Here is a 13,727-nt window from a genome sequence, read left to right as displayed (position 1 = left end):
CACAGCCAAAATATAAAAAATGAAGGAAGGAAAAGAGCTTAAGGACTTGTATTAAGAACTTTTTAAGAGAAACTGTAAGTTATCTTCGACGACCTTTGTTTTTTGATCGTTTATTTCTATCATAATAGGTAGGAGGTTGCTTGCGGATAAACTTGATAAATTGCTGCATCTCTTCATTGGCTAGTAATTTTTCTATCGTGTCAAAATCTTTTGCCAACTCTTTTTCGCTAAATAAAGAGTGAATTTTGTTGTGGCAAACTTGATGCAACAGAACGGTTGGAGTGCCAGCCCCGCCTCTGGATATAGGAAGAAGATGGTGTAAATTAGCTGGTGGTGCAATTTCTCTTGAACAAATAGGACATATTTTTTTCTCTTCCATCGTATTATTTTTTTTGAAAGCAACCTTTACACTTGGGCAAAAGTTCCCATGAATAGAAGAAAAGAGGCAAAAAGCCCTTTTTTAAATGATAAGTGCTGTGTAAATAAAGGTTACACAGCACTTATTTTATGACTCAATTAGCGTTGAGCTTATGGATTTTATTAGAATTTGGAGTCATCTACACTATCCAAATACGCTTGAATCGGTTTGACAACTTCTGCTAGACAACCATCTTCAAAAGGAGACTTTAAGTTGGCGAGTTGTACCAGTTCTAAGAACGATTTAGAGCCACCTGCCTTGCACAGGTTGATATAATCTTTCCAAGAACCCGTTTTATCTTCAAGACTACGTTGCCAAAATTGGAAGGCACAAATTTGAGCCAATACATAATCGATATAGTAAAAAGGCATACCAAAAACATGGCTTTGGCGTTGCCAAAAACGACCTTCTTCTAGATGTTTGTTACCTGCATAGTCTCTAGTTGGCAAGTATTTCTTTTCCAAATCACTCCAAACAGCATTGCGCTCTGAAGGCGTCATTGTAGGATTTTCATAAATAATATGCTGAAACTCATCAATAGCAACTCCGTACGGTAAAAATAAAATAGAACTCGCTAAATGAGAGAATTTAAACTTTTCTGTATCTTCTTTAAAAAACAAATCCATCCAAGGCCAAGTGAAAAATTCCATACTCATAGAATGAATTTCACACGCTTCATAAGTTGGCCAAAGGTAATCGTACAACTTACCATTATTACTAGTAGAGTAAGCTTGAAAAGCATGTCCAGCTTCATGTGTTAATACTGTAATATCGTGGCTAGTTCCATTGAAATTTGAAAAAATAAACGGTGATTTAAACTTGTTTAAAAAGGTACAGTAACCACCTGTTTGTTTGCCATCTTTGGCTACTAAGTCCATTAATTCTTTGTCGCTCATGAACTGAAAGAATTCATCTGTTTCTGTCGATAACTGCGCATACATAATACGAGCTTGATCTTCCATCCATTTGGGACTCCCTTTAGGCTTGGGATTGCCAGATGGAAAACTAAATCCTTCATCATAGTACTTTAAGGAATCCAGCCCTAGGCGATTGGCTTGTCTCTTTAGCAATTGAGTCGCAATAGGAACAATGTGCTCTTGTACCTGTTGACGAAAGTTAGCCACCATTTCAGCATTATAGTCCGAACGCAGCATTCGTGCATAACCTAATTCAACATAATTTTTGTACCCCAAAGTAGTTGCCATCTTGTGGCGCAACTGAACCATATTATGATAAATAGATTCAATATCAGTTGCTTTTTCAGCATAAAATGCCCATTTAGCCTCGGCAGCTCGTTTTCTTGTTGCTCTATCTTTAGATAATTCAAGAGGGTTGATTGAGGATAAGTTGTATTCTTGTCCATCAAATTGAATAATGGCCTGAGCTTTAATTTTTCTATATTGAGAGTCCAGTTTGTTTTCTTCTTTTAAATCCTCAATTATTGTTGGCTCAAAAGTTTTTAGGCGCAACTCTGAAATCGTAAATAACTGTGGTCCAAATTCTGCTTCTAACTCTTTTCGGAAAGGCGACGTTAGTAAGGCTTTAAAATAACTATTGGTGTGCTCGTTTAACTCAGGATAGCTGTTATCAAAGAAATCATTCTCACCTTCATAAAAACGATCAGTGGTGTCGATAGAATAGCGAACACTCGCCAAAGAATACATTGAATCAAAATCACTTCTCAATTGATTGATCGCCAAAATGGCTTCCTTTTGAGCTTTAAAAGTTTTTGCATTATGAAAAGCTTGCAACTCGTTGATAAATGAGTTTTTGAATGCTTCAACACTAGGACGTTCGTAGGTGAAATCACTAAATTTCATGCGCTGTATAATATTAAAATGTGAGGTACACGTAAAGCTATATTTTGGTTCGAGGTCTTTGTATACCGAACATTGATGGATAAACAAAAAGAGAAGAAACACATTTTAGTATTTCTCCTCTCTCAAAGTTAAGTTTTTTATACAAACAAAAAGAATAAACAATCGCTTTTGGATGTATTTTTTTTTTATATAACAAGCTTTTTACATTGCTTAGTTGCTTGATTCTTTGAATGTTTTAAGACCACATTTTAAGAAATTATGGTAAGTTGGTATATCTGGTGTATACGCTCTAGGTGTATTTAAGACCTGTTCATCTGGTGTAATTAAAGCATAGTAAGGTTGAGACGATTTTTTGAAATTTACTTTCTGAAATTCAGCCCATTTATTTCCAACATTGCGAATCTTTACCCCTTCAGGTGTCTTTAACACTTGGTCTAGTTTTTTACGATCATCTACATACAAAGAGACCAAAACATAATCCTCGTTAAGCATTTTGTTAATTTCCTCATCAATCCAAACATTTTCTTCCATTTTACGACAGTTAACACATCCATAACCTGTAAAATCTACTAGAATAGGCTTATTGACAGACTTGGCGTATTTCAAGGCTTCATCATAGTCATCAAAACATTGATTGATACCAGGAGGGCAGTGGTCACTAAAGGCAAATTCAGAGCTTTCATTAGCAGGAGTTTGGCAAGGTTTAATGTAAGAGTAACAAGCAGATGGAGCTAGCCCACTTAGCCAAAATGGAGTTTTGAAGGCATTAGTTTGAGGATTTGTCATGAATCCAGACAAGATAGATATTGTCAAAATACCTGCAAATGCTCCTAAGGCTTTACGCTTATTTGTGATCTTAGCATTAGGATTGTCGTGTGGAAAGCGAATAATGCCGAATAAATACAACGTCATTCCTAAGAAGATGATTGCCCATAAACCAATAAATAACTCATAAGGTAGAATTCCCCAATGCTCTGTCAAATCTGCTGTGGACAAAAATTTCAAACCTAAAGCCAATTCTAAAAAACCTAAAACAACTTTCATTGAAGTCATCCAACCCCCTGAGTTTGGCAAAGATTGTAGCCAACTAGGAAAAGCAGCAAATAAAGTGAATGGTAATGCTAGAGCGATAGAAAAGCCTAACATACCAACTGTTGGGCCGACAACACCACCGTTAACAGCAGCTTGAACCAATAATGTACCGACAATAGGTCCTGTACAAGAAAATGAAACCAAAGCAATGGAAAAAGCTCCAAAAAATGTCCCGATCAATCCACCTTTCATAGAGGCTTGATCGGCTTTGTTCGCCCAAGAAGATGGTAGAGTGATTTCGAAGTAACCAAAGAAAGAGAATGCAAATATAGTGAATAGTGCAAAGAAGGTCAGGTTCATTGCCCAGTGAGTAGAGAGTAAGTTTAAAGCATTTTCTCCAAATGTTAAGGTAATAAATAAGCCTAAAGCAACATAAATTATGATAATAGAACCACCAAAAATAAGTGCATTTTTAATCCCTTCTTTTTTACTCTTTTTACCTTTTGAAAATAAAGAAACGGTCATCGGAATCATAGGAAAAACACAAGGTGTCAAGAGAGCTAACAAACCGCCTCCAAAACCTAAAATAAAGATAGTCCAAAGGCTCATACCTACAACATCTACATTGTTGTTAACAGTCATACCAACCTCGCCATCGCATTTTCCTAGTGGTGTTTCTAAAGAAGTAAGTAATTTTTCACGACTTGGATTAAAAACATCTCCTTTAATAGTACCATTGTATTCATTCCCTGTAACACCATTACCTCCCATAAAACTAAAACTAAACTCTACATCGGTAGGAGGCATACATTTAGTAGCATCACAAGTCATATAGTTCAAATAGCCTTTTACAGGAACTTTGGGATCTTTAACTTTGATGCGTTGTGTGATGGTAAAATCATGTTTGTATTTGGTCAATTCCATATCAAACACCTCGTCCATCATTTGCAATTTATATTCTGGTTTACTGGCAGATTCTACGTTAGAAACTTCTTCAACAACAGCATCCCCTTCAAAATTGATGCTTGTTGCTACTGGACCATCTTCGCTTTCTAATGTTTGAGAGTAAACATACCAACCCTCACCAATAGTAGCTTTGGCAATTAAATCCACTTCGTTTTCAGAAACTTTGTTAAATTCAACTACCCAACTAACAGGTTGTGCCGGATTAGCACTGGGAGTAGATATCGGTTCTTCGGTTACTGCTGGCTGCTCATCGGTGTTTGTGGAAGCTATGTCATTAGTTGCGGTAGCATTGTCATTGCTAGCGGCAGCAACTAATTTTGCAGGAATGAACTCAAATTCTACCGCAGTGGGAGGCATGCATTTGGTATCGTCACAAGTCATGTACTCCAAAAAACCAGTAACAGGTTTGTTAATATCTTTTACGGTAATTTTCTGTTGAATACTTAAGTCCTTTTTGTACTTAGTAATATTCATCTCAAACAACTCATCAAAACCTGAGACCTTATTAGATGCTTTGCTTGTTTTTTCGGTCGATTTTCCATTTTTTGTTTCGTTGTTCGACTCAAATGTAATGGTCGTTGGTATGGGACCATCTTCACTTTCTAAAAATTGAGAATAGGTATACCACCCATCTTGAATTTTTGCCTTAAAGGTGATTTCAAATTCATTGCCACCAAGGGATTGGGCTTCCCAAGTGTACTTTACAGGGCTATCTTGTGCCATTAAGCAAATCGAAGTCAGGCAAAGTAGCAGAAAAGTGGAGATAAGGTGTCTCATAAAATAGTTAGTTATTATAAGTAACAAAATAAAGGAATCGAAGATTCTCACAAAACAAAAATAGAAAAAAATAGCAAGGCGCAGCCTCTTTTTAAGAGGAATTCATTGCTTCTTGTGAGAAAGGCTTATAAAGATATGAAGATATTTTGATATTTTCCTATGGGTTTGAAATAAAAAACTGTTTTAACGTTTTTTTAAGTAGAATACTATGATTTAGTAGTTAGCTGCGCTGCTACTTCGTGGTATTGCATGAGTGCTGCGCAGTTGATGATTAAAGCTTTTGTGTAAGGGGTGATAAGCTTGTCACTTGTTAATTATAAGGCTAATGAAGTTTTTTGCAAATTATTGATGGTTATGCAATTATAAAAAAAGGATAAAGTTGGCGACTTTATCCTTTTATAAATCTTGTATGTAAGAAGTATTTATTTTAATTTTATTTCAAAAGGAACATCTGTTGGTGGTAAGCACTGTTCATCGTTACAAGTCATAAAAGTAATGTATCCCTTTAGCGTTTTTACTTTCGATGCTTTTATTTTTTGAGTAATAATTAACTGTTTTTTATACTTGGTAATATCCATATCAAAAAGGCTATCAAATCCAGAAACTTTATTCCCTTCTTCTTCAGCTTTTCCTACTAATTCGACTCCTGCGTTTTCTTCTAGAACAATTGCTGTACGAATAGGACCATCATCACTTTCTAAATATTGAGAATATACATACCAGCCATCTTTAATGGTCGCTTTCATTTGAATCGTATATTCATTAGAAGCCGTTTTTTTACTTTCAAACGACCAAGAAACAGTATTGTTATTTTGGGCATAAGTAAGTACAGAAAATGTTACTAATAAAATAGAAAAAAGGTATTTCATGATGCTTTTATTTTTTAGTAGCTCGTTCATTAGCTCACTACGTTCACAGGGGACTTCTTTGCGCTATATTAACGAAAGTTTACTCTGTTGTAGCTGTTACTGCGTAATCTCAACGAACGATTGTTTTTGGATAATAATAATAAATATAAATTTGGTCAATGGGTATTGATGCTTTATCGTACAAAATACTGTGCCAAAGCCTACTTTAAAAATGGCTTCTTTGTCCATTTTACTGAAAAAAGAAAGTTTGGTATTGAATGCCTAAGCAAAGCATAAAAAGAATAAAATGAACAGCTTCTGATGCTGCTAGACTTTTATAAGATTGTAACGTAATACTCAACAAAATGCTCATCGGAACCATGAATATAACAAAATGATAACTATATAGCTGATCTTGAAATAGGAGACTTAACAAAGCCATAAAGGGCATTAATAAAACGGTATGGATGTATTTTTTTTCTCTAGCGGTTGTTTTAAAATATAAAGCTTGTAGATTGCCAATGGCCAGTAACAAAGGGGTAGATATAATGCCTAATAATAAATACAGCGCTGTATTGGTCTCATAATGAACAATCATAGTTGAGTAGTGAGACATTAGTTCTTGGTCTATCCATTGGTCAAAACTATCGCCTAAAAAATGGTACATTCCCAACAAGAAAAAAGGAATAAAGAACCCTCCAATCAATAATAAAAATTCTTGGAAATCAAATGATCGGACAATTAACAAACCAATCGTAATCCAAAAAAAATAACTAATAAAACCATTATAAAATAGAGCTGCTACTGCGGCGGCAAAGCCAATATTAAAAATGGTGCCTAAAGAAACTCTTTTTTCATAGCTGTTGCACATACTATACAACGACCACAATAAAAAGGTATTGGCTAGCATTACGGGCGAACAACTATCAATGTTAAAATAACTAAAATGTAGCAGTATATAGCAAATGGCTGTAATGTAGGAGTAGTGTTTGGTCAGTTTGAAGTTGTTGACAATTGAATTGACTGTAAAAGCCTGAATCAATAACAAGATGCTAAAAGCCATTTTGTTGCTCGTAGGATGAAGAAGCCATTGCATGACCCATGTACTAAGGGTACTAGGGAGTTCTTCAAAAAGAGTTAAATCATTAGGATATAGCCAAATATTTGCTCCAAAGAGAAGAAAATATAGAAACACAAATAAGATTGTGAAAATTTGGTTGTCTCGGAAAAGTTGTAGCACGTAGGTATTTTTTCTATCTATTGAAATACTTGTTCTGCAAATGCCAATAATTTGCATTACATAAGATTCCAAAAATACAATGCCTTAGGGAGAAGTTATAAAAAAGAGGTTTAATTTATTTGATAATTTGAATATTTGATACCACTGATTTCTAGTAGACAGTGCCTATCAAGTATTCAAATTATCAAAACTATTTTGCTTTGCACTCTATTTTAGTAGTTCGTTGATTACCTACGGTGCTACTTCGTGGTAGCTCCCTGCTGTCGTGAACTCGCATAGCTCGGTTCGCTGCTACTGCGTGGTTTCAACGAACTATTGCTATTTAATTTTAGTAATTAATTTTTAGCAAACGCAATTTGCGATCTCTTTCAGATAGAGCAATGACCTCTGATGCTGAAACTTGGATACTGCTGGTTAGTTGGGGTAACACACCACTTTTTCTAATTTGATGCGCAATGACATTTCTTTGTACATTACCACTGCTGTTGATAACATATTCAAAAATACTGGTATCCCAAGAAATATCATTGTTGTATACAAAACGAATACTTGAGTTGGTTTTTACCGCAAAAAAAGAAGAGTAGCGAGCATTGTCATTTTCAGAACTCTGACTTTTGAACAGAACATCTTTCCAATACACTTTTCCTGATGGATGTATAGAGGCTACTAGAATATTCTCATAAAGATAATCAGCATGTGCTTTTCTTCTTTCTTCTTCATAAAATGCAATGGAAGATTCGTAAGCAAAACGTTGTTCTGCTACCAATAGAGCACCGCCATCTTTGCGCAAGACCAATTGGCAAATGGTAAAGTTTTGAATGCCATTTATTTTTTTAGATTTTTTGCCCGTTAGGCTGCGCATAAAAGTTTCTTCCAATTCAGAAGTTTGAATGGTTGGAATCTGCGCTAAGTCAGTGTTGAAGTAAAAAATGCCATTAATGGAATTTTTGTGATCGGTATATAGTCCAGAAGCTACCAGTTGCTGATTGATTTCATCGTATTGGATGTTCATATCATGCGAAATATAGTTGTTAAAAGGAACGGTATAACTAGACTCCGATCTATTGGGAGTTACTTTTAGAATTGCAAACTGATGATTTTGGCGTTGACGTTTGGTATTGTTTTCATTAAAGATGATAAAGGACTCTCCCATATTGTTGACCAATACTTGTTCAAATTCTCTTTGTTTGCTTAGTTCTAAGAATTTGAAATTTTTCTGCCAAACCATCTTTTTATCAAAAATGTCAAAATTAATCACTTCAACATTGCCATTGTAACCTGGTACATACAACAAGAAAAACTGCTTGTTTTGAGAATGAACAATTTGATTGCGGTGCAGTATCAAAGGACTGTTCAAATAGCCAATATTAAAATCTCCTATTTCTTGTGCTTCGTTATTAAACTCTTTTCCACCAATATAGGTTTTACCTCTTTTATGAAAGTAGTATAGAATAGAAAAACTTTCTTTGTGAGGTACAATTTTAAAAGGCGTAATATCTCTTTTACTAAACTCGATGGTTTTGACCCAGTTTTGTTTTAAATCACTGGTGGCAAAACTTTGAATATAAAATTTGGTTTCTGATTTGCGATATAGCAAAAAGTGATCTTCATAACGACCTATTAGTTCGTAATCAACTTCGTTGGCAACATCTACGGGTTCTGATATTTGTACTTTTTGAGCTAAAAGCAAGTTGTAGTCTAAGAGGAGGCTACCGATAATTAAAAAAAAGATAAGATATTTTTTCATAAGCTACATATTTTAGTGAAGTCAAGCTCATCGAAGTTCCATCATGCCATCAAACTCTATTGGAGACAAGGGGGCTTTCTTTTAAACAAATTAAAAGATTAGAAAGTTTGATGAAAAGATGTCGTGTAGAAAACACATTACTCTATTGAAAATCGTATTAGTTTGATTATTAACAAGATTTTTTGCTGATTTTGGTCTTGAAATCTGATAATCAAACTAATGTAAGATGCTTTTTTATGTTTTTCCTTGGTAAACCTTTGTTACTTGCTATGCTTTGTGAGCTTGCTTTGTTCGGTTCAGGGGCATAGAAAAACTAAAAAATCAACGGAGTATTAAAACAACGATATGAGTAATAATAAACTTGCCCTTTTTACAAGCTGTTTAGATTAGTGAACCAACATTAGAAGAAGGGAAGTGATTATCTAAGGTTGTATTTTGTACACTTGACTGTAAAAATCAAAAAATCCATAAACCATTATTATATAGGTACTATGAAATTCGTACATTTGTTTCAAAATTTACCAACAAAACGCTGTAGGGCGATAATAAATCTAAGAAAAAAAACTTATTAAAGCAAACTTATTTGAATGAATACTTACTCTTTTGGGACAGAACAAGTACTAAAAGCAAGTAAAACCCCTAATTTGGATAGTTGTAAAAATGAGAAGTGTTAGAACAAAATTGAATACTTTATGATGACAAAAAAAATAATTATTATTGTTAGTTTATTTATTTGTTGGATATCTATTTATGGTTGTGGAGAAAGCACAGATAGACCAAACGATTTAGAACCAGAACACGGTAAATTGACAGGAATACCAACTATCGATGCCTTGACTAGAGATATTAAAGCGGATCCAGAAAATATGACGTTGCGGGTGGCTCGGTACGAAGCGTATACTGCCGAAGGAATGTTGAAGGAGGCAGAAGCAGAAGCTCGCTTGATTTATGAGAACGACAAAACAAACTGGAAAGCAGCTCGGTTGTTGGCGTGGGCTTATTTGGAGAATAATAAATCTAAGCCAGCGATCAAAATATTAGAGCATGCCTTAGAGATTCACCCAGATACACTGATGCTCTTGTTGGTGCATTCTGAAATGAATTTGCTGATAAAACACTATGATGAAGCTTTGATTTCGGCTGAAAAAGTATTAAAACTATCTCCATTAAACGTAGAGGGTTTATTCATGCGTGGACAAATTCTTAAGTATATGGGAGATACCTTGAATGCAATTGGTAATTTTCAGACAGCAGTAGAGCAGGATGCAGATCATATTGATGCTTACATGCAATTGGCAGATATTTTCTCAGATAAGAAAGAAAAAATTGCCATCCAATATTATGATAATGCGCTAAGAATTGACTCGACTGCCTACGAGGCTCTCAAAGGAAAAGCAGCGTTTTATCACCAAAACTATACAAAAGACAACGGCTATTTGGAAAAAACCAAGGAAGCTTACGAGCGCTTAATTTATCATCACCCGCAAGAGGCAAATGGTAGCTATGATTATGGTTTGTTTTTTATGGAGGAAAAAGATTATGAACAGGCAGCACACTTCTTTGATGTCGCAACCCAATATGATCCTACGTTTGGTGATGCCTATTATTTTGAAGGACTCGCTTTGGAAAATTTGGGCAAGATAGATGAAGCAGTAACTGCTTATAAGAATGCAGTGAATAATAACAATCGCTTCAATCGGGCAGAGGATGCTCTAAAACGACTAGGTAAATTTTGATTGCTTCATTCTTTCCTAGCAAGAAAACTAAAAAATCCACAAAGTACTCTTACCTTTAAGAAAGAATCTAATCAACACATTCAAACAACCTAATAATAAAAAAATTATGATCAAGATTTTAGTTAATGATGGTATTCACCCAGATGGTAAACTGCTTATGGAAGAAGCACAATATCATGTTGATGATACTAAGATTCCTCAAGAAGAATTATCTGAAAAATTACCGAACTATGATGCTATTATTGTTCGCTCTGCAACAAAAGTTCGCAAAGAGTTGATTGATCAATGTCCTAATCTAAAAGTTATCGCTAGAGGTGGTGTTGGAATGGATAATATTGATGTCGAGTATGCTCGTTCTAAAGGTATCAAAGTCATTAATACACCAAAGGCATCGTCACAAGCTGTGGCTGAGCTGGTAATAGGACACTTTTTTACTTTGTCTCGTTTTTTGCATCGTGCCAATAGAGATATGGCGACCAAAGGAGCTACAGAGTTTAAAGCTTTGAAGAAGCAGTATGCAGGTGGTGTGCAACTTAGAGGCAAAACAGTAGGAATTATTGGTTTTGGTCGTATCGGTCAAGAGGTTGCTCGTTTGGCATTGGGCTTAGGTATGCGTGTTTTGGCTTCTGATTTGTATGATAATACTGTCAATATAGATTTAAGTACGCCAGGTGCAGCAGACGTTGCTTTTTCAGTTCGCTTAACTACAGTGCCATTGTCTAGAGTTTTATCGGATAGTGATTATATTACCATTCACGTTCCGAGTAGCGATAAACCTGTGATAGGAACAGAAGAGTTTCAGAAGCTAAAAGATGGCGTATTTCTAGTCAATACCTCTAGAGGAGGTACAATTGATGAGGAAGCATTGTTGGAGGCACTTAACAATGGAAAAGTAGCAGGAGCTGCTTTGGATGTTTTTGTCAATGAACCTACTCCTAATCCTGAGCTTTTGAATCATCCTAAGATTTCTGTATCGCCTCATATTGGCGCTTCAACTTTAGAAGCACAACGCAATATTGGTTTGGAGTTGGCCGATACTTTTATCGATTTTTTTGGAGAAGATAATTAAACATTATAGATAGAGTTTTTATCTTTTTTTCAACTACGTTTGCCAAATAGACTTGTGCATGGTAGTAATCCAAAAGATAATCAAGGAACTATTATTTTTTAGATAAGCCATCTCAATTTTTTTTGGGATGGCTTATTTTATTATTGTTTGATAATTAGTTTAGTATGTTTCGTTGGGAATGAGGTGCATTAATAAAAAAGGAGGAAGTGTTCACAAAAGATAAACTTTGATCATAAAAAAGAACAATGGGGTAGAGGTGCATATAGACTCTAATTAAAATAGAAAAAATCTATTTTTTTTAAACAATTTTAAACTTAAGCTGTTTTAATTACAGTGATGAACACAATAACAATAGTTAGTTATTACATTTAAATAAGTAATCGTTCAGAAAGAATTATATAAAAATAAGTCTATATTTTTTCTGCTTACTTACTTACATTTATTGATTTCTGTTTATATAATTCAAAAATTATTTCACATAAAATACAGATCAAAAAATAAATGATTCAAGATTCCTAAGATCTTACCAAAAACAAATTCAGAGAAATATTTTTTAAGCTTCTATACTAATAACTACTTGTTATTAAGATGCATCTTCTATACCCCAACTTAAAGTTTAAGGAGTATTTCCAAATAAAAAAAAAGAATAGTTATGCTAAAAATGAAGTATTTGTTAATGTTTGCAGTGTGTAGTTTTGCATTTGTACAATGTACTCAAGATAGTGACACACAAGAAGAACAAAAAGAAGTATCTATACAATTAACAGACGCTCCTATTGATGATGCAGATGTAGATGCTGTATTTATAACTGTCGCAGAAGTGAAAGTTGATGGTCAAACTTTTAGTGGTTTTTCAGGCAAAAAAACAATCAATGTAAAAGCATTGCAAAATGGTTCTGTAGATGCTTTGGGAACAGCTGATTTAGATGCCAAGGCATACAGTAATATTACCTTAGTATTAGATCTAGATACTGATGCTCAAGGAAATGCAATGGGCTGCTATATTGAGCGAGCCAATGGAACCAAAGAGTCTTTAGCAGGTTCAGCTACAGGGACAATTGAGGTAACTTCTCAGGGCGCTATTGATTTGGCGACAGAAACACGTTCTTCTGTAGAGGTTGTATTAGACTTTGATCTGCGTAAAGCAATTAAGAATGGTGCTAACAACAACGATTATGATTTTGTAAGTTCTGCTGAATTGTCTTCTTCTGTTAGAACGGTTGTTAAACATGAAACAGGAACTGTAAAAGGATCAACAACCAATAATTCAGGTTCTAACAATGATAAAGTAGTTGCCTACATATATACTAAGGGATCGTACAGTAGTTCTGAGAAAAACCCACAGGGAACTAGCAATATTCGATTTAAAAATGCAGTCAGTAGTTCTGTTGTCGATGCCAATGGTGATTTCCAATTATCTTACTTAAAAGATGGGGAGTATGATGTCGTATTTGCTTCTTATGAGTACGATGCACAGAACAAAGCTGTTTTTAAAGGAACACTCGAAATAGGCGGTTTGTTAAGCGGAACTGTGTTAGGAGCTGTAACTGTTAATGCACAGGCACAAGCCAGTTTAAACTTTGATTTTACTGCATTAATTCTGTAAGCATAAAATCATCAGAAAAGAAATAATTAACTTGCTGCTCAATAGCAGCAAGTACTTTATAAAGAAAATAGTATAGTTCTCTAATTTATTAGTACTCATAAATCACAATTAACAGATATATGCCCAGTTACTCAAAAAAAGAACTATCTAATTTAATCAATACAAAAAAAATACACCAAAAATGAAAAAGTTATTAGGTTTAGCACTATGTGCTTCGTTTGCAATCGGAATGTCTTCTTGTACAAAAACAGAAAATGTATTCTGTTATGAATGTACACATCCTTCTAAATGTGATGTGGAAATTTGTGACGAAACAGCTACACCAGAAGGCGGAGGAGTTTGTAATTTAATACCAGTAAGTAGTGGTTCTACCAATGCAGAGTACAAAAATGCTTATGAAGCAGAAGGGTATACTTGTAGAATTAAGTAATGCTGAAAGTATCGCTAAAAATCAAGTAAATATTCAAA

At 34.6% G+C, this 13,727-nt stretch carries 10 protein-coding genes; 4 read left to right on the top strand and 6 right to left on the bottom strand.

The window, feature by feature from the left end:
• Positions 1-79: 79 nt before the first annotated feature.
• From CG11_RS08170 to CG11_RS08145, 6 genes are all read right to left on the bottom strand, one after another.
• Positions 80-379 (bottom strand): HNH endonuclease, encoded by a 300-nt coding sequence (locus CG11_RS08170; protein WP_052594961.1) that lies wholly within the window; start codon positions 377-379, stop codon positions 80-82.
• Between the two features lie 161 nt (positions 380-540).
• Entirely contained in the window at positions 541-2,238 is a 1,698-nt protein-coding gene (locus tag CG11_RS08165; RefSeq protein WP_052594959.1) for a M3 family oligoendopeptidase, read from the bottom strand.
• Between the two features lie 210 nt (positions 2,239-2,448).
• Complete coding sequence (locus tag CG11_RS08160) at positions 2,449-5,013, bottom strand: protein-disulfide reductase DsbD domain-containing protein (RefSeq protein ID WP_052594957.1); 2,565 nt, start codon at positions 5,011-5,013, stop codon at positions 2,449-2,451.
• Between the two features lie 422 nt (positions 5,014-5,435).
• Positions 5,436-5,882 (bottom strand): protein-disulfide reductase DsbD domain-containing protein, encoded by a 447-nt coding sequence (locus tag CG11_RS08155; protein ID WP_052594955.1) that lies wholly within the window; start codon positions 5,880-5,882, stop codon positions 5,436-5,438.
• A 229-nt stretch (positions 5,883-6,111) separates the two neighbouring features.
• Positions 6,112-7,056, bottom strand: coding sequence for a DUF6427 family protein (locus CG11_RS08150; RefSeq protein ID WP_156039696.1), 945 nt, complete (start codon positions 7,054-7,056; stop codon positions 6,112-6,114).
• 373 nt (positions 7,057-7,429) lie between these two features.
• Positions 7,430-8,848 (bottom strand): hypothetical protein, encoded by a 1,419-nt coding sequence (locus CG11_RS08145; protein WP_052594951.1) that lies wholly within the window; start codon positions 8,846-8,848, stop codon positions 7,430-7,432.
• Positions 8,849-9,540: 692 nt separating this feature from the next.
• Here CG11_RS08145 and CG11_RS08140 point away from each other — a divergent pair.
• From CG11_RS08140 to CG11_RS08125, 4 genes are all read left to right on the top strand, one after another.
• Complete coding sequence (locus tag CG11_RS08140; RefSeq protein WP_052594949.1) at positions 9,541-10,584, top strand: lipopolysaccharide assembly protein LapB; 1,044 nt, start codon at positions 9,541-9,543, stop codon at positions 10,582-10,584.
• 106 nt (positions 10,585-10,690) lie between these two features.
• Positions 10,691-11,653, top strand: a complete 963-nt coding sequence (locus CG11_RS08135; RefSeq protein WP_052594947.1) for a D-2-hydroxyacid dehydrogenase — start codon at positions 10,691-10,693, stop codon at positions 11,651-11,653.
• A gap of 661 nt (positions 11,654-12,314) precedes the next feature.
• Positions 12,315-13,259: a DUF4382 domain-containing protein gene (locus CG11_RS08130; protein ID WP_197043798.1), complete on the top strand. Its 945-nt coding sequence runs from the start codon at positions 12,315-12,317 to the stop codon at positions 13,257-13,259.
• 181 nt (positions 13,260-13,440) lie between these two features.
• Positions 13,441-13,689, top strand: a complete 249-nt coding sequence (locus tag CG11_RS08125; RefSeq protein ID WP_052594943.1) for a hypothetical protein — start codon at positions 13,441-13,443, stop codon at positions 13,687-13,689.
• Positions 13,690-13,727: the final 38 nt, after the last annotated feature.

It is taken from the genome of Aureispira sp. CCB-QB1, assembly GCF_000724545.1.
In the GTDB taxonomy this organism is placed as follows: Bacteria; Bacteroidota; Bacteroidia; order Chitinophagales; family Saprospiraceae; genus Aureispira.
This window is presented reverse-complemented; position numbering and strand designations above follow the sequence as displayed.